Source organism: Tenacibaculum aquimarinum (assembly GCF_022478115.1).
Lineage (GTDB): Bacteria > Bacteroidota > Bacteroidia > Flavobacteriales > Flavobacteriaceae > Polaribacter > Polaribacter aquimarinum_A.
Genome location: NZ_JAKGSC010000001.1, coordinates 629,565 through 653,751, shown reverse-complemented (window position 1 = coordinate 653,751; position 24,187 = coordinate 629,565). Strand labels below are relative to the sequence as shown.

At 28.7% G+C, this 24,187-nt stretch carries 21 protein-coding genes; 11 read left to right on the top strand and 10 right to left on the bottom strand.

The window, feature by feature from the left end:
• Window positions 1-23: 23 nt before the first annotated feature.
• Together L1S33_RS03155 and mfd are read right to left on the bottom strand one after the other, a co-directional pair.
• Window positions 24-881 carry a DMT family transporter gene (locus L1S33_RS03155; RefSeq protein ID WP_240561198.1) on the bottom strand — a complete coding sequence of 286 codons (858 nt, stop codon included), beginning with the start codon at window positions 879-881 and terminating at the stop codon, window positions 24-26.
• On the bottom strand, window positions 881-4,219 hold the full coding sequence (gene mfd, locus L1S33_RS03150; RefSeq protein WP_240551020.1) for a transcription-repair coupling factor: 3,339 nt from the start codon (window positions 4,217-4,219) through the stop codon (window positions 881-883). Before mfd ends, L1S33_RS03155 begins: the two co-directional genes overlap by 1 nt.
• Window positions 4,220-4,332: 113 nt before the next feature.
• On the opposite strand from mfd, the gene L1S33_RS03145 reads away from it, so the two are divergent.
• Together L1S33_RS03145 and L1S33_RS03140 are read left to right on the top strand one after the other, a co-directional pair.
• Entirely contained in the window at window positions 4,333-4,767 is a 435-nt protein-coding gene (locus L1S33_RS03145) for a TerB family tellurite resistance protein (protein WP_240561197.1), read from the top strand.
• A gap of 64 nt (window positions 4,768-4,831) precedes the next feature.
• Window positions 4,832-5,401, top strand: coding sequence for an outer membrane beta-barrel protein (locus tag L1S33_RS03140; RefSeq protein WP_240561196.1), 570 nt, complete (start codon window positions 4,832-4,834; stop codon window positions 5,399-5,401).
• A 38-nt stretch (window positions 5,402-5,439) separates the two neighbouring features.
• Here the strand turns inward: L1S33_RS03140 and gltX are convergent, their stop codons facing one another.
• The 3 genes from gltX to L1S33_RS03125 all read right to left on the bottom strand — a co-directional run bounded on the left by gltX (window position 5,440) and on the right by L1S33_RS03125 (window position 8,907).
• Window positions 5,440-6,960, bottom strand: coding sequence for a glutamate--tRNA ligase (gltX, locus tag L1S33_RS03135; protein WP_240561195.1), 1,521 nt, complete (start codon window positions 6,958-6,960; stop codon window positions 5,440-5,442).
• 96 nt (window positions 6,961-7,056) lie between these two features.
• Window positions 7,057-7,893 (bottom strand): transporter, encoded by an 837-nt coding sequence (locus L1S33_RS03130; protein ID WP_240551024.1) that lies wholly within the window; start codon window positions 7,891-7,893, stop codon window positions 7,057-7,059.
• Window positions 7,894-8,061: 168 nt separating this feature from the next.
• Entirely contained in the window at window positions 8,062-8,907 is an 846-nt protein-coding gene (locus L1S33_RS03125) for a hypothetical protein (protein ID WP_240561194.1), read from the bottom strand.
• Window positions 8,908-9,008: 101 nt separating this feature from the next.
• Here L1S33_RS03125 and L1S33_RS03120 point away from each other — a divergent pair, with 101 nt between their 5' ends.
• The 4 genes from L1S33_RS03120 to L1S33_RS03105 all read left to right on the top strand — a co-directional run bounded on the left by L1S33_RS03120 (window position 9,009) and on the right by L1S33_RS03105 (window position 15,596).
• Window positions 9,009-12,323 carry a DUF4175 family protein gene (locus L1S33_RS03120; RefSeq protein ID WP_240561193.1) on the top strand — a complete coding sequence of 1,105 codons (3,315 nt, stop codon included), beginning with the start codon at window positions 9,009-9,011 and terminating at the stop codon, window positions 12,321-12,323.
• Window positions 12,320-12,733 (top strand): rRNA maturation RNase YbeY, encoded by a 414-nt coding sequence (gene ybeY, locus L1S33_RS03115; RefSeq protein ID WP_240561192.1) that lies wholly within the window; start codon window positions 12,320-12,322, stop codon window positions 12,731-12,733. Before L1S33_RS03120 ends, ybeY begins: the two co-directional genes overlap by 4 nt.
• A gap of 46 nt (window positions 12,734-12,779) precedes the next feature.
• Window positions 12,780-14,657, top strand: coding sequence for a tRNA uridine-5-carboxymethylaminomethyl(34) synthesis enzyme MnmG (gene mnmG / locus L1S33_RS03110; protein ID WP_240561191.1), 1,878 nt, complete (start codon window positions 12,780-12,782; stop codon window positions 14,655-14,657).
• A gap of 93 nt (window positions 14,658-14,750) precedes the next feature.
• Window positions 14,751-15,596: a class I SAM-dependent methyltransferase gene (locus tag L1S33_RS03105; protein WP_394801756.1), complete on the top strand. Its 846-nt coding sequence runs from the start codon at window positions 14,751-14,753 to the stop codon at window positions 15,594-15,596.
• A gap of 143 nt (window positions 15,597-15,739) precedes the next feature.
• Here L1S33_RS03105 and L1S33_RS03100 read toward each other — a convergent pair whose 3' ends face one another.
• Window positions 15,740-16,138, bottom strand: coding sequence for a DoxX family membrane protein (locus L1S33_RS03100; protein WP_240561189.1), 399 nt, complete (start codon window positions 16,136-16,138; stop codon window positions 15,740-15,742).
• A 136-nt stretch (window positions 16,139-16,274) separates the two neighbouring features.
• Between L1S33_RS03100 and L1S33_RS03095 the strand changes: the two genes are divergently transcribed.
• The 3 genes from L1S33_RS03095 (at window position 16,275) to L1S33_RS03085 (ending at window position 18,699) form a co-directional block, all read left to right on the top strand.
• Window positions 16,275-17,198, top strand: coding sequence for an SPFH domain-containing protein (locus L1S33_RS03095; protein ID WP_240561188.1), 924 nt, complete (start codon window positions 16,275-16,277; stop codon window positions 17,196-17,198).
• Entirely contained in the window at window positions 17,191-17,700 is a 510-nt protein-coding gene (locus L1S33_RS03090) for a hypothetical protein (RefSeq protein ID WP_240551033.1), read from the top strand. The genes L1S33_RS03095 and L1S33_RS03090 overlap by 8 nt, the downstream gene beginning before the upstream one ends.
• Window positions 17,701-17,823: 123 nt before the next feature.
• On the top strand, window positions 17,824-18,699 hold the full coding sequence (locus tag L1S33_RS03085; protein WP_240551034.1) for a LytTR family DNA-binding domain-containing protein: 876 nt from the start codon (window positions 17,824-17,826) through the stop codon (window positions 18,697-18,699).
• 194 nt (window positions 18,700-18,893) lie between these two features.
• On the opposite strand, the gene tatA is transcribed toward L1S33_RS03085, so the two are convergent.
• The 4 genes from tatA to rnr all read right to left on the bottom strand — a co-directional run bounded on the left by tatA (window position 18,894) and on the right by rnr (window position 22,473).
• Entirely contained in the window at window positions 18,894-19,076 is a 183-nt protein-coding gene (tatA, locus tag L1S33_RS03080) for a twin-arginine translocase TatA/TatE family subunit (protein ID WP_240561187.1), read from the bottom strand.
• A 34-nt stretch (window positions 19,077-19,110) separates the two neighbouring features.
• Complete coding sequence (locus L1S33_RS03075; RefSeq protein WP_240561186.1) at window positions 19,111-19,788, bottom strand: head GIN domain-containing protein; 678 nt, start codon at window positions 19,786-19,788, stop codon at window positions 19,111-19,113.
• Between the two features lie 90 nt (window positions 19,789-19,878).
• Window positions 19,879-20,202, bottom strand: coding sequence for a YbjQ family protein (locus L1S33_RS03070; protein ID WP_072556338.1), 324 nt, complete (start codon window positions 20,200-20,202; stop codon window positions 19,879-19,881).
• 51 nt (window positions 20,203-20,253) lie between these two features.
• Window positions 20,254-22,473: a ribonuclease R gene (gene rnr / locus L1S33_RS03065; RefSeq protein WP_240561185.1), complete on the bottom strand. Its 2,220-nt coding sequence runs from the start codon at window positions 22,471-22,473 to the stop codon at window positions 20,254-20,256.
• A 100-nt stretch (window positions 22,474-22,573) separates the two neighbouring features.
• On the opposite strand from rnr, the gene L1S33_RS03060 reads away from it, so the two are divergent.
• Window positions 22,574-23,482, top strand: a complete 909-nt coding sequence (locus tag L1S33_RS03060) for a diacylglycerol/lipid kinase family protein (protein WP_240561184.1) — start codon at window positions 22,574-22,576, stop codon at window positions 23,480-23,482.
• 71 nt (window positions 23,483-23,553) lie between these two features.
• On the top strand, window positions 23,554-23,727 hold the full coding sequence (locus L1S33_RS03055) for a hypothetical protein (protein WP_240551039.1): 174 nt from the start codon (window positions 23,554-23,556) through the stop codon (window positions 23,725-23,727).
• Window positions 23,728-24,187: the final 460 nt, after the last annotated feature.

Below are 24,187 nucleotides of genomic sequence, written 5' to 3'. Positions count from 1 at the left end.
GTTTTGCGTAAATATAAACACTATTATTTTTTACTTCTAATGCTTTCAATAATTACAGTTGCTAAAATTAAGCTTCCGCCTAAAAAAGTGTTCATTGTTGGTATTTCTTTTAAGAAAAAGAAGGCTAATATAATTCCAAAAATGGGTTGTAAACTGCTAATTATACTTGCTGTAGAAGCTGAAAAGAATTTTAAAGAATGTAGCATTAAACTATGTCCAACTGCTGTTGTTATAAAGGCTAGCAATAATAAATACGGAAACTGACTTTCCAAACCAGACAAATCCATAAAAAACAATGTTGGTAATAATAATATTGTAGTAATTACTGTTTGATAAAACATAAGCATTGTACCATTATAATTGGCAACATGTTGTTTTAAAATTAGAATTCTTACTGCATAACAAAATGCAGAAAAAACGCCAAAAAGTATTCCTTTTACTTGAGAGCTTTTAACACTAAGTTCTGGTGTTAAAATGTATAAACCAAGTAAAACCATTAAGCCAAAAAGTATGTAAATTGGATTGAATTTCACTTTTAAAAACAACGGTTCTAACAACGCAATTATAATAGGAAACGTATATAAAGACAAAATTCCTAAAGCTACATTAGATAATTTTAAGGCATAAAAATAAGTAACCCAATGTGCTGCCATTAAAACGCCACTAATAAAAAAAGGTTTGTAATCTTTGGTTGATTTTATTTTTAAATCTATCTTTTTGTACTTGCAAAAAAGATATAAAAACACCATTGCCAAAGCAGCTCTAAACCAAATAACAACTTCTGTTGGCATAGCAATATATTTACCTAAAACACCAGAAGTACTAATAAAAAAGGTTGCTAATAATAAGCCAGAAATGTTTTTTGTGTGCGTGTTTTGCATTAAACTTTTTCTAAAATTTTTAAAGCCGTTTTTACGGAATCTATTCTGATAAAAGTAATTAATAATCGTAAACCCTTAGAAGTTTGTTTCTCTTTCATTACACAACTTTTTGGGTTTCTTTGAACGTATTTCAACATTTTTGTAAATGATTCTGTTTGATAAAAATCACTCTGTTGATCAGAAATATAATAACCTACTAAGCGTTTTTGCTTTAAAATTATCTTCTCTAAACCTAACTCTTTTGCCAACCATTTAATACGAACAGAATCTAATAAATCTTCAACTTGTGTTGGAATTTCTCCAAATCTATCCACAATTTCAGTTTCAAAAACTTGCAGTTCTTCTTCTTTTTCTAAGTTTCCTAATTTGTTGTATAAACTTAATCGTTCCGTTACAGAGTTTACATAATCATCAGGAATAAGAATTTCGAAATCGGTATCAATAGTAACCTCTTTTACATATTCTTTTGGTTTATTTTTCTCTTCAGGATATAATTCTTTAAACTCGTTTTCCTTCAACTCTACAATTGCTTCATTTAATATTTTTTGATAGGTTTCAAAACCAATATCATTAATAAATCCGCTTTGTTCACCTCCTAATAAATCTCCAGCGCCACGAATTTCTAGATCTTTCATGGCAATATTTAAACCGCTTCCTAAATCAGAAAACAACTCTAAAGCCGAGATTCTTTTTTTAGCGTCATCCGTCATCATATGATGTGGCGGCGTTATAAAATAACAGAATGCTTTTTTGTTAGAACGCCCAACACGACCACGCATTTGGTGTAAATCTGACAATCCAAAGTTATTAGCATTATTGATAAAAATTGTATTCGCATTAGGAACATCTAAACCACTTTCAATAATAGTTGTAGAAACCAAAACATCAAACTCATTGCTCATAAAACCAAGCATTAGTTCTTCTAGCTTTTTCCCGTCCATTTGTCCATGACCAATTCCAATTTTTGCAGAAGGAACTAAACGTTGAATTAACCCAGCAACTTCCTTAATATTTTCAATTCTATTATGAATAAAAAAGATTTGACCTCCACGAGAAATTTCATACGAAATAGCATCACGGATTGTTTCTTCACTAAAGCGAATAACGTTTGTTTCAATTGGGTGACGATTTGGCGGCGGTGTTTTTATAACCGATAAATCTCTTGCAGCCATTAAACTAAATTGTAACGTTCTTGGAATTGGTGTTGCTGTTAAAGTTAATGTATCTACATTTTCTTTAATGGTTTTTAACTTGTCTTTTACGGCAACTCCAAATTTTTGTTCTTCATCAATAATTAACAGTCCTAAATCTTTAAATTTTATCTTTTTATTGGTTAATTGATGTGTACCAATTACAATGTCTACACTACCATCAGTTACACCTTCTAAAACACCATTACGTTGTTTTGTTGTTCTAAATCGATTTAAATAATCTACAGTAACAGGAAACTCTTTTAAACGCTCAGAAAAGGTTTTAAAATGCTGAAACGCTAAAATTGTTGTTGGAACCAAAACAGCAACTTGTTTTCCGTTGTCTACGGCTTTAAATGCAGCTCTAATTGCAATTTCTGTTTTACCAAAACCAACATCGCCACAAACCAAACGATCCATAGGTTGTTCTTTTTCCATATCTGCTTTTACATCTTGTGTAGATGAAAATTGATCTGGCGTATCTTCATATATAAAACTTGCTTCTAGCTCATGTTGCATGTGCGTATCTGCTCCAAAAGAAAAGCCTTTTTGCAACTTTCTTTTTGCATACAATTGAATTAAATTAAAGGCAATATGCTTAACTCTTGCTTTGGTTTTTTGTTTAATTTTTTTCCAAGCACCAGAACCTAATTTATATATTTTTGGTGCTTTTCCGTCTTTACCATTAAACTTAGAAACCTTGTGAAGCGAATGAATACTTACATATAAAATATCTCTTTCTCCATACACCAATTTAATTGCTTCTTGCTTTTTTCCTTGAACATCTATTTTTTGAAGTCCAGCAAATTTTCCAATTCCGTGGTCAATATGCGTTACATAATCGCCTTTTTCAAGCTTATTTAATTCTTTTAAAGTAATGGATTGCTTTTTTGCATATCCGTTTTTTAGTCTGAATTTATAATAACGCTCAAAAATTTGATGATCTGTATAACACACAATTTTTGCGTCTTCATCTATAAAACCTTTATAAAGTGGAAAAACTACAGTTTCATAAAAAACTTCTTGGTCTGCATCATCAAAAATATCATGAAAACGTTGTGCTTGTTTTTCGTTTGCACATAAAATGTAGTTTGTAAATCCGTTTTTATGATGTTCGTTTAAATCTTCAATTAATAAATTAAATTGTTTGTTAAACGAAGGCTGAGGTTTTACACTAAAATTAACGCTTGTTTGCGATTCTGAAACATGTTTTGTGCTTCCAAAAGTTACCAAGCTAAAATCTTGTAATTGGTTTTTTATAAAGTTTCCATCACAAAATAATTCAGCTGGTTTAGAGTGGTTTATTTCTTCGGAAAGAACTCCAAAAGCTTCTTCTGCTTTAGTAAAAAACTTATCTAAATTTCCTGCAATTATATCTACATTTTTAGCAAAAATCACTGTTTTAGAAGAAATATATTTTAGAAAACTCTCCCTTTTTTCTTGTAGCGTTTTATTCTCTACATTGGGCATTATACTGGCTTTCTTCAATTTTTCTTTAGAAAGCTGCGTTTCTATATCAAAGGTTCTAATACTATCTACCTCATCTCCAAAAAATTCAATTCTAAAAGGTTCATCATTAGAAAAAGAAAAGACATCTATAATTCCACCTCTTACAGAAAATTCTCCAGGTTCAGTAACAAAATCTACCCGTTTAAACTTATATTCAAATAAAACTTCATTTACAAAATCTGGAGAAAGGTTTTCTCCAACAGTTATTTTTAACGTGTTTTTTTCGAGCTCTTTTTTTGTAACTACTTTTTCAAAAAGTGCCGTTGGATATGTAATTATTACAGCTGGTTTTTTTCTCGAATTAATTCTATTTAAAACCTCTGATCGTAATAAAACATTAGCATTGTCCGTTTCTTCAATTTGATAAGGTCTTCGATAAGAACCAGGATAAAACAGCACGTTTTTTTCTCCTAATAATTGTTCAAAATCATTTAAATAATAAGCAGCCTCTTCTTTATCATTAAAAATTAATAAGTATGGTTTATCTGCTTGTTTAAAAGTTTCTGAAATAACAAAAGACAACGACGAACCCACCAAATTCGATATTTGAAAACGGTTTTTTTCGTGTTGTAGCTTGGTTAAAATCTGCTGTTTCTTAACAGATTGTTGATAGTGGTTTACAATCTTCTGTTTGCTCAACGTAAAAATATTTTACGCAAAAATAAAACATTAATAATTAATATATTTTTGTGACCTTTTTATGAAAAATGACTCTTAATTAATAACTTTACATTTTAAAAATAAAAAAAACTATGTCAATATCAGATTTATATTCAAGCGGTAAACACAAACAAGAAATTGGTCATTTTGCAAGTGTTGTAAAAATTGCAAAAGCAGACGGAAAAATAAGCGAAGGTGAGGAGAAACTCTTACTAAGAGCTGCTAAAAAACTAAATATTTCTTTAGAGGAATTTAAGATTATTACAGCAAATCCAGAAAAATTTCCTGTAAATCCTCCTGTGAGTTACGATGAAAGAATTGAACGTTTATATCGTTTAACAAAAATGATTTTTGCTGACGATGAAGCAGAACTTGTTGAAGTAAAATTAATGCGTAAAATTGCTGTAGGTTTACATTTTTCTACGGAAAATGCAGAAAAAGTTTGTGATGAAGCAATACATTTAGTTTTAAATAATAACGATTTAGATAGCTTTACTGAAGCAATTAAGACTGTAAATAAAATTTAAAATACCTTTTTAAATACTAAACCTTTTAAAAAACAGTTAATCTAATAACCTAATCCCTAACGTTATGAAGAAAACTATAATATTGCTGTTTTTATTAACTTCTTTTTTAGCTAAAGCACAAGACACAAAAAACACATGGCAAATTGGAGTTAGTGTTTCTGTTGTTAAATTTAGTGATGAAAACGCTAGTTTTATTGGAGATCAATATCTTTTTCAAATACCTAGACTTAACTTAACAATGCCAATTAATAAACGCTTATCTGTTGATGGTGCTTTATCTTTTAATACCATTGATAATTTTAGTTTAGTTCAAAATTCTGCAAGATATATTTCTGCAGATTTTTCTTTACGATATAATATAGATCAACTTTTCGATAATTTTTATCCGTATGTTTTTGCTGGTGGAAGTTTAGTAAAATCTAATTTAAAAATGACTCCAACATTAAATATTGGTGCAGGAAGTACGTATTGGTTTCTAGAAAATTGGGGAGCTAACGGTCAACTTTACTACAAGTATTCTTTTGAAGGTTACGAAAGTATGCGCTCTCATTTACAAGGTACACTTGGTATTGTTTACAATTTAGGAGACAGTTTATTCGGAGGAAGAGGAAGCTCTGGAAAACCTTGTTTTTAATATAAAAATAAAAAGAGCGCTATAATAGCGCTCTTTTTTTATAATTCATTTATTGCCTTTTCTATTCTTTTGAGTGTTTCTTTTTTTCCTATAAACTCAATAATATCGTATAAATGTGGTCCTTTCATAGCACCAACTAAACTAAGTCTTAGCGGTTGCATAACCTTACCAAAACCAATTTCTTTAGACGTTATCCACTCTTTAACTATAGTTTCTATATTTACTGAAGAAAATTCTGAAACCCCTTCAATAACTTCAGATAACTCTTTCATTAATTCAGCAGTTCCTTCTTTCCAACTTTTCTTTGATGCTTTTGCATCATATTCTGACGGAGTTTCAAAAAAGAAATTAGATAAATCCCAAAAATCTGACACAAAAGTTGCACGTTCTTTAATTAAAGAAACTACTTTTTCTGCGTTATTTTTAGCTACTGAAATTCCTTTTTCTTCTAAAATAGGAAGAAATAAGTCTGTTAATTCAGCATCAGATTTTGTCTGTAAATATTGTTGGTTAAACCACTTTGTTTTATCCGGACTAAATTTTGCTCCAGATTTACTAACTCTATCAAGGTCAAAAACTTGTGTTAACTCTTCCAATGAAAAAATTTCTTGTTCCGTTCCAGGATTCCATCCTAATAAAGCTAACATATTTATAAAAGCATCGGCAAAATAACCGTCTTCTTTATATCCACGAGAAACATCTCCAGTTTTTTCATTTGTATATGCTAATGGAAATACTGGAAAACCTAATTTATCTCCATCTCTTTTGCTTAATTTTCCTTTTCCAACTGGCTTTAAAATTAATGGTAAATGTGCAAACTTTGGTGCATTCCACTCAAAAGCTCTATACAACAAAACATGTAAAGCCATTGATGGCAACCATTCTTCTCCACGAATTACGTGCGAAATTTCCATTAAATGATCGTCTACAATATTTGCTAAATGGTACGTTGGCATTCCGTCTGATTTAAACAGAACCTTATCATCTAAAACATTGGTATCTATTTTAATTTCTCCACGAATTTCATCATTCATTACCAAAATTTCATCTTGAGGAGATTTAAAACGAATAACATATTTATCGCCATTTTTTAAACGCTTTTGTACTTCATCTTCAGATAAAACTAAAGAGTTTACTAAGCGTCCTCTTTCTCTATTATGCCAATTATAAATAAATGTTTTTCCTTTTTCTTCATGCCCTTTTCTTTCTGCATCTAATTGCTCAGAAGTATCAAAAGCATAATAAGCCCAACCTTTTTCAAGTAGTACATCTGCATATTGTTTGTAAAGATGTTTTCTTTCTGATTGTCTATATGGACCAAATTTTTCATTCTTATTTGGACCTTCATCAAACGGAATATTACTCCATTCTAAAGCGTCTATTATATATTGTTCTGCATTTGCAACATAACGAGTTTGGTCTGTATCTTCTATTCGAAGTACAAAAGTTCCGTTGTGTTTTTTAGCAAATAAATAATTAAATAAAGCAGTTCTTACTCCACCAATATGTAAAGGTCCTGTAGGACTTGGTGCAAAACGAACACGTACATTAGATTCCATTCTTTCATTTTTAGAAATGCAAAGATAGTTTTCTATTAAGAGATTAGAAAAGAGAATCTATAGAAAAGAGAATGGTTTAACAAGAAACTTTTTTTACTATAAAAATTTGAAATAAATACCTCCTGTTACTGCTGGTTTTTTAGCAACTCTTCTTCCTCCAAAAGCTAAACCTGCTCCAAGGTTAACTCCAAACTCTTCATTAACTTTAAATATTGTTTTTAAACCAAAAGCAGCATAACTTTGTTTGTCTACATACAAACCTGTAAGGCTATTTTCTTGTGGAATAATAACTTCTCCATTGGTAAATGATGCAAGACCGTCTGCAAAACCAATTATGGTGAACCAACTTGCAATATTATAACCCATTTCTCCTCCCATTTTTAAGGAAGAACTATAATCATTTGTTCTAAAATCGATTCCTGTATAAGCTTGAAGATACCATGAATTGAAACCTCTACCAATACTAATTAATGGAGTAAAGGTCCAAGCATCATAACCTGTTCTTAAACCTGCAGATGCATTATAATCTGTACTCTTTGTTTCTGCACTAATTTGTCCTGTAATAAGCCATTTATTATTATAAAAGTTATGCTTAATACCAAATAATATATTTCCTGTTGAAGTTACTGATGCACTTGATGTTATAGGTGTTGTCGTGGATGCTACTAATTCTTCTGATTTAACTGTTTTAATTGGAAGCGCAGCAAAAAATGTGGTTTTATTACTTATTCCATAAGCTGCATATAAACGTAATGTATTATCAGTAATTTTTCTTTCTGTATTAAAACTTGGGTTTCCAAAAAGTGATTCATATTGTGATATTGAAGTAAAAGAAAGCTGAGTATAAGCCTTTCCTTTTTTTTGTGTCCATGGACTTTGAGAGAAAATAGAAAGTGTAATAAGAAATATAGATAGTGTAATTATTTTTTTCATAGATAGTAATTTGGTTGGTTAAACTTAATTATAAATATCTAAGTTATTCAATAGTTTACTGATAATCAAAATTATAACTAAAAAACAGTGTAAATCCTGTAAAAAAAGAAAGAGGTTTTGCGTTGCAAAACCTCTTTCTTTTAAGAAAAAATATTTTTATTTTTTTACTTAAAATTTATGATATAAACCAAAACTTAAAGCTGGTGCTTTTGCTACATTGTTTCCAAAAAAAGCGCCACCAAAACCTGCGTTTACACCATATTTATCAGAAAATTCATAAATAAATTTAGCTCCAAAAGCTCCATATTCTTGATCGTTTACATAAGTTGCTGTATACGTGTTTGAAGTTGGTAAAATAACATCTCCATTTTCAAATGACTTTACAATATCTAAAAAACCAATTAACCATAAGTCTTTACCAATTTTTCCGCCATATTCTCCACCAATTTTAAAATTTGAGCTGTAACCATTAGTTCTTACATCAAAACCTACAAAACTCTGTAAATAGCTTTTTCCAAAACTTTTTCCGGCTAAAAATAAGGGTGTAAATGTCCAAGCATCATAACCTGTTCTTAAACCAGAAGGCTGATCAAAACTTCCGGTATTTGCTTCAACGCTTATTTGTCCTGACAGCACCCAATTTTTACTATAAAAATTATGTTTAACACCTAATTGAATGTTTCCTAATGTATTTTTTGAACCTTCCGTTGTTAAGACTAATGGAAGAACTAATGACATGTCATCTGTAAATTTTCCTGATTTTAGCATCTTAAAAGGAATATTTGTAAATAATGTAGTTTTATCACTTAAACCAAACTCTCCATATAATTGAAGTGTATTATCAGATATTTCTCTTTGTGTATCATAATCTGGATTGCCAAAAACCGTGCTATATGTAGGTATTAAAGAAAATGATAATTGTACATATCCTTCATTTTTTTTCTTTGTCCAAGGGCTTTGAGCAAAAATTGTAAGCGAAAAAAATAGTAATAAAAATGTTGTTACTTGTTTCATAATTTTTGTTGTTTACGTTCTTTAGTACTGTATTTTTGTAAATCCTTACAACAGCTTTAACATAAATTTGTTCTAAAAGTACTATTTTTATTGACTGAATTATGATTGGATACGAAAAAATAAAAGAGAAATTACAACAGTTTTCTCGTAAATACTATACGAATGAGTTGATAAAAGGAAGCATTTTATTTGTTTCTTTAGGTTTACTTTATTTATTATTTACCCTATTTATAGAGTATTTTTTGTGGTTAAAACCAACCGCAAGAACCATTCTTTTCTGGTTATTTATCTTTATTGAGGTTGCTCTTTTAGTTCGGTTTATATTTTTTCCACTTTTTAAATTATTTGGTTTACAAAAAGGAATTTCTGAAGAAGAATCCTCTAAAATTATTGGTAATCATTTTCCAGAAGTAAGCGATAAATTATTAAATATTTTACAGCTTAAAAACGAAAATAATCAGTCGGAATTATTAGTAGCAAGTATAGATCAAAAAGCAAATGAATTACAACCTGTAGTTTTTACTAAAGCAATTGATTTTCAGAAGAATAAAAAGTATTTAAAGTACGCAATTATACCATTATTTCTTTTTGGATTATCTTTTTTAACAGGAACAAATGGTGCTTTAACACAAAGTTTAGAACGTGTTGTAAACCATAGAACAGCTTATACGCCGCCAGCGCCTTTTCTTTTTTCTTTAAAAAATGATGCTTTACAAGTTATTCAAGGAAAACCGTTTTCTGTTTCCATAGAAACTGTTGGAAAAGTTTTACCTGCGGAAGCAAAAATATACTTCAATAATCAAGAATATTACTTGCAAAATAAAGGTGGTGGATTGTTTTCTTATACATTTTCAGAAATTACTGAAGATGTAAATTTTTATGTTGAAGCAAACGGAATTCAGTCTGAAAACTTCACCATAAATGTGATAAAAACACCAACTATTCAGCAATTAAAAATGCATTTGTCTTATCCCAACTATGTTGGAAAACGAAACGAAACTATTTCTAATACTGGAAATATAACAGTTCCTCAAGGTACAGTTGTAAATTGGCAAGTATCTACAAATCAAACAGATAGTATTACTTTTTTATCAGAAAACACTAAAATTTATTTTGATAAAAAAGGAGAAAACAGTTTTACGTACGCTAAAAGAATACGACAAGCAATTAATTATCAAATAGCTACGTCTAACAATAACATTAAAGAATACGAAAAACTTCAATATTCTGTTGCTATTATTAGAGATGAACATCCAACAATTGCCGTAAAATCTAATATTGATAGTATTTCTCGTGGCCCAGTTCAATTTGCCGGTCAAATTGCAGATGATTATGGTTTACGTAAATTAGAGTTGGTCTATTATGATGAGAAAAATCCGCAAATACAACAAACTTTTAAACTGCCAATTACTAAAGAAAATATTCAGAATTTCTTTTATCAATTTCCTGACGGAATTACTTTACAAAATGGAATTAATTACGAATTCTTTTTTCAGGTTTTTGATAATGATGCCGTAAACGGAAATAAGAAAACAGCTAGTAAAATATTTTCTTATCGAAAAAAGACTGAAGAAGAAGTAGAAGATGAGCTTTTAAAAGAGCAAAAAAATACGATTGATAACTTGCAAAATTCGCTTGATAAACAACGAAAAAATAAGAAAGATTTAGAGAAAATTCAGTTCGATTTGCAAAACAAAAAGAACATGAATTGGAACGATCAAAAGAAAGTTAAGAATTTAATAAAGCGTCAGGAACAATATCAAGAAATGATGCAACGTCAAACAGATCAATTAAAAGAAAATTTTGACGAGAAAAAAGAGCAAAACGATCAGCTTCAAGAGAAAAAACAAGACCTAAAAGAACGTATTGAAGAGCTTAAAAAAATTGCAAAAGAGAAAAAACTCTTAGACGAATTGCAAAAGATGGCTGAAAAGCTAAACAAAGAAGAGTTGGTTAAAAAAAGTAAAGAATTGGCTCAAAAAAATAAACAGCAAGAAAAAAGTTTAGAGCGTATTTTAGAAATGACTAAGCGTTTTTATGTTGAACAAAAAATGAATCAACTTGCTAATAAACTTGAAGATTTAGCAAAAAAACAAGAAGAACTTGCTAAAAAAAATGCAACAAAAGAGGAGCAAGAAAAACTAAATGACGAATTTAAAAAAGCTCAAGAAGAGCTAAACGAACTTCAGAAAGAAAACAGCAAGTTAAAGGAACCAATGGATGTTCCTTCAATGAAAGAATTGCAACAAGAAGCAGAAAAAGAGCAACAAGAAGCCTCAAAAAATTTAGAAAAACAAAATAAAGAAGGAGCAAAGAAGAATCAGAAGAAATCTGCTAAAAAGATGAAGGAAATGAGCCAACAAATGCAAGAAACAATGCAAATGATGAGCCAACAAATGCAGGAAGAAAACAAACAAGATTTACGTCAGATTTTAGAAAACCTAGTCACTTTTTCTTTTGAACAAGAAGATTTAATGAAATCTATAGATGGTACTTCAGCTTCACATCCAAATTTTAGCAAAAACTTAAAGAAACAATATCAATTAAAAACATATTTTAATCATATCGATGATAGTATATACATGTTGTCTATTCGTATTCCTAAATTAACAACTGAGGTTCAGGATTTATTAGGAAATGCACATTATAATTTAGATCAATCTTTAGAAAATTTTGCGGAAAATAGATTTTCTTCAGGAGTTTCAAATCAACGTTATGTAATGACATCAACCAATACCATTGCAGATATGTTGAGTAATTTCTTAAACGCAATGAATAATCCAAAACCTGGAAGTGGTTCTGGAGGAAAAGGTAGTGGAAAGTCTTTTAGTTTGCCTGATATTATCCAAAAGCAAGAAGATTTAATCAAGAAAATGCAAGATGGAATGAAAAAGGGTGAGCAAGGGAAACCAAAAGAAGGAGAAAACGGTAAAGACGGAAAACCTAAAAAAGGTGAAAATGGAAAACCTGGGCAAGGTGGAGAAGGGGAAAAAATGAATGGAGAATTGTACGAAATTTACAAAGAACAAAGTAAATTAAGGCAACAATTACAAGACGCTATTAAACAAGGTGGAGAAGGTGCTGGAGAAGCTAAAAAAGCGCTCAAAAAAATGGAGCAGTTAGAAAATGAAATACTTGATAAAGGTTTTACAAAAGGAACTTTAGAACGTATGCAAAAAATGAACTACGAGCTCTTAAAATTAGATAAAGCAACTTTTGAACAAGGCAAAGAGAAAAAGCGAAAAGCCAACACAAATTTACAAGAGTTTGAAAAAAATAAAGCGAAGCAACTTGAATTTAAAAAGCTGTTTTACAATCAAACAGAGATTTTAAACAGACAATCCTTACCTTTGCGCCAGAATTATAAAAAGAAGGTGCAAGAATATTTTTCTGTGCCTGTAGAAAAAGAAAAATGATAGCCTTTAATTACGAAACAGAATTTAAGTTAGTTGATGAAATATCAACTGAAAAATGGATTGCCAATTGTGTTGAAAAAGAAGAATTTGAACTTGGAGAAATCAACTATATTTTTTGTGATGATGCTTACTTACACAAATTAAATGTAGAGTTTTTACAGCATGATACACTTACGGATATCATTAGTTTTGATTATACAATGGGAAAATTAATAAGCGGAGATATTTATATTTCTGTTGAAAGAGTACAAGAAAACGCAAAAGATTTCGCCGTTTCCTTTAAAGATGAATTACATAGAGTAATAATACATGGAGTTCTTCATTATATGGGTTTTAAAGATAAATCTGAAGAACAAAAAACAATAATGAGATCTAAAGAAAATGAGTGTTTATTGGTTTTAAATAACTAAAAATCAGTTAATTAAATTATAAGTTTCACGTGAAACATTAGAAGAAATGAGTTTGTTTACAACAACATATGACGTAATAGTAGTTGGTGGAGGTCACGCAGGAAGCGAGGCTGCAGCAGCAAGCGCAAACATGGGTGCGCACACTTTATTAATTACCATGAATTTACAAAATATTGCACAAATGAGTTGTAATCCTGCTATGGGCGGAATTGCAAAAGGGCAAATAGTAAGAGAAATTGATGCATTAGGAGGTTATAGCGCAATAGTTACAGATAAAACAGCTATTCAGTTTAAGATGCTTAATAAATCTAAAGGACCTGCTATGTGGAGTCCAAGAGCACAATCTGATAGAATGCAGTTTGCAGAATGTTGGAGAACAATGTTAGAAGAAACTGAAAACGTAGACTTTTACCAAGATTCGGTTAACGGATTATTGTTTGATGGAGATACAATTATTGGTGTTAAAACAGCTTTAGGTTTAGAAATAAAAGCTAAAACTGTTATAATTACAGCAGGAACTTTTCTAAATGGATTGATACATATTGGTGATAAAAGCTTTGGAGGAGGAAGAGCAGGTGAAGGAGCTTCAAAAGGAATTACTGAAGATTTAGTTGCAAAAGGGTTTGAATCTGGAAGAATGAAAACTGGAACACCGCCAAGAGTTGATGGACGTTCTTTAGATTATTCTAAAATGACAGAACAACCAGGAGATGAGATAACAGAAAAATTTTCTTATTTACCAACAACTAAAACACTACAAAAACAACGTTCTTGTTACTTAACTTATACCAATCAAAAGGTACACGATTTATTACGAGAAGGTTTTGACAGATCTCCAATGTTTAATGGTAGAATAAAATCTACAGGACCAAGATATTGTCCTTCAGTAGAAGATAAAGTAGATCGATTTGCATCAAAAGATAGACACCAAATATTTGTAGAACCAGAAGGTTGGACAACTGTTGAAATGTATGTAAATGGTTTTTCTACATCACTTCCAGAAGACATACAAGACAAAGCAATTCGTGCTATTGATGGGTTTGAAAATGTGAAGTTTTTACGCTATGGTTATGCTATAGAATACGACTATTTTCCACCTACACAATTAACACATTCATTAGAAACTAAGTTGATTAAAAACTTGTTTTTTGCAGGTCAAATTAACGGAACAACTGGTTACGAAGAAGCAGCTGCACAAGGTTTAATGGCAGGTGTAAATGCCGCATTAAAAACACAAGGAAAAGAGGCTTTTATTCTGAAAAGAAACGAAGCTTATATTGGTGTTTTAATAGACGATTTAATTACAAAAGGAACAGAAGAACCTTACAGAATGTTTACTTCTCGTGCAGAATATAGAACACTTTTAAGACAAGATAATGCCGATTTAAGATTAACTCCTTTAGCATTTGATTTAGGTTTAGCGTCTAAAGAAAGATTAGATCGAGTTAAAGAAAAGCAACATAAAGCAGATATATTAATTAAGTTTTTACAAGAAACAAGTGTAACAAAAGAAGAGATAAATCCTATTTTAGAAGCTAAGAATTTAACGCTAATTAATCAATCTATGAAACTTTATAAAATTGCAGCAAGACCGCAATTAGACTTTTCAGATTTTAATTCTATAGCCAAATTAACTACCTTTTTAAATGAAAATTTAATTGATAAAGAAGCTATAGAGCAAGCTGTAATTCATTTAAAATACTCTGGTTATATAGAGAAAGAAAAGAACAACGCAGACAAGCTTAATAGGTTAGAAAACTTAAAGATTCCTTCTTATGTAGATTATACTCAGATTAAATCTTTATCTACAGAGGCGGTACAAAAACTAACAAAAATAAAACCAGTTACTATATCTCAAGCCGGAAGAATAAGCGGAGTTTCACCAAGTGATATTTCTGTATTATTGGTTTACATGGGAAGATAAAATTAAGAATGTTCCTCGTGGAACAATTTTTAAAATAGTAAGAAAACAATTTAATGTTCCTCGTGGAACATCATATATTTTAATTTGAATACAATCAACTTTTATAACAATACAAAACCGTATTTAACAACCAAAGATTATTCTGTTTCTAAAGAAGTTTTTGAACTTGAAAAGAATGAAGAGTTTGACATGTTAGTTACAATTCCTGTTCCTAAAAACTTATCGAGTTATTACGAAAGTGAAAATTACATTTCTCATACAGATGGAAAAAAAGGTGTATTTGAAAAAGTATATCAACTTGTAAAAAACTACACGTTAAAAAGGAAATTGAAATTAATTAATTCTTTCAATTCTGAAGAAAAAACAATTTTAGATATTGGAGCTGGAACGGGAGATTTTTTAGCAACTTGTAAAAATGATAATTGGCAAGTTTTAGGAATAGAACCAAATAAAAAAGCACGTGAAATTGCAGCTTCTAAAAACATAACTTTACAAGAAAATATATCAATTGTAGAAAACAAAAAGTTTGATGTAATTACGCTTTGGCATGTTTTAGAACATGTAGAAAATTTGGAAGAATATATTCAACAATTAAAAGCCCTTTTAAAAGAAAATGGAACTTTAATAATTGCTGTTCCAAACTATAAAAGTTACGATGCTAATCACTATAAAAAATACTGGGCAGCTTTTGATGTACCAAGACATCTTTGGCATTTTTCTCAAACATCAATATCAAAACTATTTTCCAAGGAAAATATTACTATAGTAAAAACACTTCCAATGAAATTCGATTCGTATTATGTTTCGCTATTATCGGAAAGATATAAAAACGGAAAGATGAATCCTTTTAAAGCATTTTGGATTGGTTTTACTTCAAATAGAAAAGCAAAAAAGACTAATGAGTATTCTTCTCTTATATATGTCCTGAAAAACAAGTAAAATCAATTTTATTATACTTAGATTAAAGCATAATTACAAAAACATACAAATACCTTAAAGAAATAAGAAAACCCTTTAAAATGATTGTTTTAAAGGGTTTTTTAATAAAAAATATTTATTAATAATGTAATTTATTATAAATTTTAGTTATTTAATAAATAAACACCAAAAATTGCAATTATAAAATAAACTGCCAATGTCATAGCTCCAGCATAATCTTTTGCTAATCGTTGACCTATTAACAAAAATATTAAACTTAAAGCAGCAAGTTCTGTTCCAATTAAAGCAACATTAGAATCTCCTGTTGTTGCTAGATGAAAAATTCCTACCAACATCATTGCACCTGCAACTAATTCCATCACTAAAATAATAGCAACTAAAATTGAGGTAAATTTTTCTAGAGGAGAATCTTTAAAATGTCCTTTTATAAAAGAGACATTTCCTTGCCAATCTGTAACTTTATCAATTCCTGATTGTAAAAAAGTTACAACTAAGAAAAGTAAAATTAAAATTTCTGTTATGTAATTCTGTATGTTTTCCATTTAGTTTGGTTTTCAGCAAAAATAAATATTTAAAAATCAAATTGTAACATTTTTAAAATATTGCGTCAAATAATTAAATACTGGAATTCAGTATCTTTACCTAAAATCAATTATTAACTAAATAAAAAAATTAACTATGGTATTTTTAGCACCTCTTATTTTTATTGGGATTATCATTTTATTCTCATCATTTTTTATTGTGAAACAACAAACTGCTGCAATTATAGAGCGATTTGGTAAATTTCATAGTATACGTCAATCTGGTTTACATTTAAAAATTCCTTTAGTGGATAGAATTGCGGGGAAATTGAGTTTAAAAATTCAACAATTAGATGTAATTATAGAAACAAAAACTTTAGATGATGTATTTGTAAAGTTGAAAGTTTCTGTTCAATATAAAGTAATAAAGGATAAAGTATATGATTCATTTTATAAGTTAGATTATCCACACGATCAAATTACAAGTTATGTATTTGATGTTGTACGTGCAGAAGTACCAAAAATGAAACTTGATGATGTTTTTGTTAAGAAAGATGATATTGCAATTGCGGTAAAAACAGAATTAAACGAAGCAATGTCTGGTTATGGTTTTGATATAATAAAAACTCTTGTAACTGACATAGATCCAGATGGGCAGGTAAAAGAAGCAATGAATAGAATTAATGCTTCTGAACGTGAAAAAATTGCTGCACAGTTTGAAGGTGATGCACAACGTATTTTAATTGTAGAGCGTGCAAAAGCTGAAGCTGAAAGTAAGCGTTTACAAGGACAAGGTATTGCAGACCAACGTAGAGAAATTGCTCGTGGTTTAGAAGAGTCAGTAGAAGTTTTAAATAAAGTTGGTATCAACTCACAAGAAGCATCTGCTTTAATTGTTGTAACACAGCATTATGATACATTACAATCAATTGGGCAAGAAACTAATAGTAACTTAATTCTTTTACCAAATTCTCCGCAAGCAGGAAGCCAAATGTTAAACGATATGGTTGCAAGTTTTACAGCAAGTAACCAAATTGGTGAAGCTATGAAGAATAGTTCTAAGAAGAAAAAAGATGAATAATATTAAAATTTTAATAATAGCTTTATTAATAAGTTTTACAACTTTATCTCAAACAAAAGAAGATGCTTTAAGAGATGCTAGAATAACATCAAAAGCAACACTCAGTGAAGATTTTAGTACTGTTTTAGAACACACACTACCTTCTGTTACAAACTTAATGGGAGGAAAAGAAAAGGCTTTAAACATGATTAAAATAAGTTTTGATAATATGAAAAAACAAGGTTTTGTATTTGAAAAAGCAGATGTAGTAAATGTTTCTGAAATAGTTAATGAACAAGGTCAATATAGATGTTATATTGAAGGTCTTAATCAAATGAAATTGCCTCATATGAGGATTAAATCTAAGAGTTATTTACTTGGAATTTATGATGCTGATGGAAAAAAGTGGTGGTTTATTGAAGCTGAGAAAATGAAAAATAAAGCTATATTAGATCAAATATTACCAAATTTTAAAACGTCTTTAATTATTCCAAAAGATGAAATAACAACTGAAAGTTTATAAAATAAATTGTTTTTGGTTTATTTTATTAAAATGTATCCATCTCCATCAATTATATAATTGATGGAGATTTTTTTTATATAAACACAGAAGAATTTAATAATTTAGCATCTTAAATTTATATACATGAGAAAAATATTAGACTGGTTATCTATACCTTATTATTTTAGTTCTTCTAATAAGTTTAAAGTTAAAATTAGCTTTTGTATAGGTTTATTTGTATTCATATTTTTATATGTATTTAAACCATTTAATTTAGTATCATTAGAAGGTTTACTATTAAAATACACGTCAGCTATAGGTTTAATAGCATTCTTTGGAGTATTCTTTGTATTATATATACCTGCATTAATATTTAAAAATTATTTTAATGAAGATAATTGGACAATTGGTAGAAACTTATTACTGATAATAGTTGGAATTCTTTTTAACGGAATTCTTATATGGTATATAACTAGTTATATTAAAAGCTCAGAAAATTTTGAAAATTTAGATTTATTAACTTTTTTAAAATATACTTATTTAGTAGGGACAATTCCAGTGGTGTTTTTCATCTTTATAAATGAAAAAAATGTACGTGAGAAAAGAGAAAAAAGAGCTCAGGATATAAATAAATACAATAAAGAAAAAAGAGAACTAAAGAAAAAAGAACTAGATTTAAAAACTGAAATATTTTCTGAAAACAAAAAAGAAAGTATTTCATTTAATATAAATGATCTTGTGTATATAACTTCTCAGGGCAATTATGCAAGTTTGTTTTTAAAAAAAGATGAAGAAATAAAAGAAAAGATATTAAGAGTAACTTTAAATAAAGTAGAAGAAAAATTAAAAGTTTACCCAAACATAATACGCTGTCATAAGTCTTATATTGTAAATTCTAATTTTGTAATAGACATTGAAGGAAACGCTAGAGGTTATCTTTTAAAATCAGATATTATCCCTATAAACATTCCAGTGTCAAGAAGTTTTTCTAAACAATCTTTACAAAAACTAATAAGCTAAGTGTTCCCATTTGTCCCAAATAAGGTCTAAAGCGTCCTATTTGTAACAAAAATTTATTTATATAATTTAGTAAGCATATATTTGTAGATATAAGTATTTAAATAAATATTGGGGGATATTTTAAAAATACAAAAACAAAAACCCAACCTTTAATTAGGTTGGGTTTTTTATTTTAATAAGATAAAAATAACTACTTATTTATTATCTTCAATTTTATCATCTTCTTTAGTTGCGTCTTTAAATTCTTTAATTCCGCTACCTAAACCTCTCATTAATTCTGGAATTTTCTTACCTCCAAACATTAACAAAACTAATACTACAACTACAGCTATTTGCCATGGTCCAATAAATCCAAAAAGTATATTAAATGTATTCATTTGTTCTAATTTTTAATGCTACAAAGATAGTAAATTAAGTTCGCTGTTCTATAACACCACCAATTACTTTTTTATCTTTTAAAACTTCAGGTGTTCCTTTGTAATAAATAGAACCTCCAAATGTTACTTTTAGATCTAAAGTTTCACTTGCTTTAACTTCTGCTTTTGCACCAGAACCAGCACGAATGATAGACATTGTAGATGCTTCTAAATTATAACCATGATAAACTCCACCAAGATCTACATCTACTTCCTGATTTTTTGTACTTCCAGATAATTTTAAAATACCTCCAGAAGAAGATTTTACCTTTAAATGCTTCGTTTTAACAACTAAATTGATAAAAGCGCCTTCTTGTGCTTTTACTTCAATTTGTTGTTGGCTAATTTCTTTTCCAGTAATAACAGCACCTTCATTTGCATCTATAATTGCAATTTCTTTGTTATAGAAAAGTTTAATTTGAACTTTTCCATTTGCTGAAGTTTCTGGAAATTTTAAAGAGAATTTTAAAGTGTTACCACTATTTCTAATCTTTACTTTTTCTGCTTTTTCGCCAGTTATTTCTACTTCTTGTTTATCTGATTTTATAAGTTCTAATTCTATACCATTGTATACTTTTAACTCAGAAAAATCTGATAATGTCTTTGTTATTTTTGTTTGTGCTGATGCTATTCCGGCAATCAAAAACAAACATATTATTGCTAATTTCTTCATATTAAATTTCATTAGTTACTATACATAACCAATTATTGTACCATTTATTTTAATGGCAAATATTATAAAATATTGTGAATTGATACTAATTTATTGAACTTTAACAGCTGTTCCTGTAATTGAAACTAATAAAGTAGCAGAATTTGCTAAAGGCTCAACATCTAAATTTATACCAACAACTGCGTTTGCACCAAGTTTAATAGCATTGTCTTTTAAATTTTGAAATGCCTTTTCTTTTATAGATTCTAAACCTAAAGTATATTTTTCGTAATATTTAGACATACTAAACATATCTTTAAAAGACATTTTAGTTCCGTTAGAAGAATAACTTGAATCGTATGCTGAACCAGTTACAATACCTAAATAATCTACTATTTTATGGTTTTCTATGTTATTTGTTGTTGTTAAAATCATTGATTATTTTTTTAAATTAATAGATTACTTCATTCCTTGTAAAGACAATTTTTAATGTGAAATTAAAGAAAAATCTAAATGCTTACGTTCTAAATCGGTGTGTTTAACTTTTACAACAACATCATCTCCAAGTTGAATTATATTATTAGAAGATTGCCCAACAACTGCGTATTGTTTTTCATCAAAGATATAATAATCGTCTTTTATATCTCTAATTCTAACCATTCCTTCACACTTATTCGATTTAATTTCAACATAAATTCCCCATTCGGTAACACCAGAAATTACACCTTCAAATTCTTCATCTTTATGATCTTGCATGTATTTTACTTGCATGTACTTAATAGAATCTCGTTCTGCTTTAGAAGCTAATTCTTCCATTTTGGATGAATGTTTACACTTTTCTTCGTATAAATCTGGCTTTGGAGAATTTTCTCCATCTAAATAATGTTGTAATAAACGATGCGTCATTACATCTGGATAACGTCTAATTGGCGATGTAAAATGACTATAATAATCGAAAGCTAAACCGTAATGACCAACATTTTGAGTTGTATAAGCAGCTTTACTCATTGTTCTTATTGCAAGCGTTTCTACCATATTAGATTCGGCTTTACCATTAACATCTTTTAAAAGCTGATTTAAAGAAGCTGTAGTGGTTTCTTTAGATTCTGTATTAATCTTATAACCAAACTTACTAATAATGTTCTGTAGAGCGGCTAATTTCTCGTCATTTGGTTCGTCGTGTACACGATAAATAAATGTTTTATTGGTTGGTTTTCCTTTAGAAAAACCTATAAATTCGGCAACTTTTCTATTTGCTAACAACATAAATTCTTCAATTAATTTATTAGCATCTTTAGATTGTTTAAAGAAAACTCCAACCGGATTTGCATCTTCATCTAAATTGAACTTCACTTCTACTCTATCAAACGAAATTGCGCCATCTTTCATTCTTTTTTTACGAAGAATTTTAGCTAATTCATCTAATTTTAAAGTAGCTTCAACTATTTCTGGAGCTACTTCGTATTCTTTATCAATTATTGAAATATCAAGCGGCATTGTATACGGCTTAATATCGTCAGAAAGTGTACAATTTTCTATGATAGATTGTGCTTCTTCATATGCAAAACGCTGATCAGAATAAGTCACTGTTCTTCCAAACCATTGGTTTACAAGTTGTGCTTTTTCATTCAATTCAAAAACTGCAGAAAAAGTTAATTTTTCTTCATGCGGACGTAAAGAACAAACACCGTTAGAAAGTACTTCTGGTAACATTGGTACAACTCTATCTACTAAATAAACCGATGTTGCTCTATCATAAGCTTCATCATCTAAAATAGTTTTTGGTTGTAAATAATGCGAAACATCTGCAATATGAATTCCTATTTCATAATTACCGTTTTCTAATTTTGTAAATGACAATGCATCATCAAAATCTTTTGCATCTTTTGGATCTATGGTAAAGGTTAAATCTTTACGCATATCTCTACGTTTTGCAATTTCTTTTTCAGTAATTTCTATAGGAAGTTTTGCGGCATCTTCTTCTACTTCTTTTTCAAACTCAAAAGGCAAACCGTATTCTAATAAAATAGAATGGATTTCTGTATTGTGTTCTCCTGGTTTACCAAGAATTTGGGTAATTTTTCCAAAAGGATTTTTAGAATTTTCTGGCCAGTCAATCATTTTAACCAACACTTTATCACCGTCTTCTGCTCCGTTTAATTTATTTTGTGAAATAAATAAATCGGCATACATTTTATTATTATCTGGTACTACAAAACCAAAGTTTTTATTAAGTTGTAAAACTCCAACAAATTCGGTTTTTGCTCTGTCTAAAATTTCTACAACGTCTGCTTCTTGTTTACTACTTTTTCGTCTACTGTAAACGTAAGCTTTAACAGTATCGCCTTGTAAACCTTTACCAAGATTGTTAGATGGAATAAAAATATCTTTTTCAAAATCATCGCAAATAAAATATCCATTTCCGTTAGATGTTAAATCTAAAGTTCCTACATGATATTTACGATCTTTGTTAATTTGATATTTTCCTCTATCGCCTTCTTTAATCTTTTTGGTTGCTGTTAATTCTGCTAATTTTTTAAGAATTTGTGTTTTTCCATCGGTATCTACAATACCAATTTTAGCAGCAATTTGTTTGTAATTGTATTGTTTATTAGTGTCTTCATTTAGAATTTTAAAGATATTTTTAGTTAAGTCTTTAATAATTCTTCCTTTCTTTTTATAAATTTTATTTTTCTTTTTTGACATTTATTATTGTTCTATTTATAACTTCCAAAGTACAATTAATTAATCATTTTTACTATTAAATAATAGTTATGTATTTTGGCTGAATTATTTGTTATTATTTATGATACATTCTTGGTTTGTAATTGCAAATCCTACTTCAGGAAATAAAAAACTTTCTAAAAATTGGAAAGATATTGCGCAGTTATTAACCGAAAAAAATATCGATTTTTCTGTTGGGTATACAACACATTCTAAACACGAAATTGAATTGGTACACACTGCTATTCAACAAGGTTATAGAAATATAATTTCCGTTGGTGGAGATGGAACACTACACAATGTAGTAAACGGAATTATGACGCAAAGATATGTAAAAACTTCTGAAATAACAGTTGCAGTGATTCCTATTGGTACTGGAAACGATTGGATTAAAACCTACAACATACCAAATAACATAGAAAAAGCAATTGAAATTATAGAAAAAAAGAAAATAATTTTACAAGATATTGGCTTTCTAAAATTAGAAAATACTACTGCTTATTTTAATAATATTGCAGGTATTGGTTATGATGGTTATGTTGTTAATAAACTAAATAAATTAAAACGTTTTGGTTCTATCGCTTATTTATTAAGCGGAATTGCCGGTTTATTCTTTTATAAAAAAACAAACTTTAAAATTAAAATTGCTAATAAAATTATTGAAACTAAATGTTTAATGACTTTGTTTGGTATTTGTAAATTTTCTGGAGGTGGAATGAAAATGACCGATTATAAAAACGCCGCTGATGGTTTGTTTGATGTAACAATTGCTAAAAATATTGGTTTATTAGATTTAGTTTTTAATCTTCCAAAGTTATATAACGGTAAAATTATCAATCATAAAAAAGTAGAGACCTATCTTACTAAAGAATTAAAAATAATACCGCAAACAGCTAATAAACCTTTCATACAAGCAGATGGTGAGTTAATAGGAACTGGAAATGTTACGGTTTCAATAAAAGAAAAAGCTATTCAGTTTGTAATACGTTAAAGAAATCTTAATAAAATTGTAACGTTTGTTAAATGTATTCGTCTTTATAGAAAGGAGTTACATTTTTTAACATGAAAAATCTACGTAAAATTATCGCTTTATTCGCATTTATATTTGTTGCAGGAATATTTGTTACTGTAATAACTATAAATACTTCTTTGCATAAAAAAGCCACTCCTATAGAAACTGTTGAGATTCAAAAAGACTCACTTACACTTTATAAAGTTGAAAAGAAAACTGTATAAATTTTCTTAAACTTAATTCTGATTTTTTTAAAAGATTTGAAATTGAATTAAATTAACAGTTATCAACATTCTATATTATAATTATTTTTCTTTTATAAATTTTAAAAAACAAATGATGTTTATAATAGTGTGTTAATAGCTACTATAAAATTCTTCTTTTATATTTTAATATATGAGTTATTAAAAACCATCTACATTTTATGAGTTATTTAAAAGCTTAAAAATCAACTTAAAAATGTAGTTATTAACAATAGTTATAAACAGTAATTAACTAAAAACTCTTAATAGTTAACAAACCAATCTATGTAAATAAATTGTAAATTTTATGTTGATAAACATTTATGAAAAACTCATAAAAAAAGTTGTGTATGTGGTTAGCTCCGCTGTATTGAAATAAAAATTAGATTCACCAAATAAAGTTACGAGTTTCTCATTACAACTTCTTAACATTGTCTTAAAA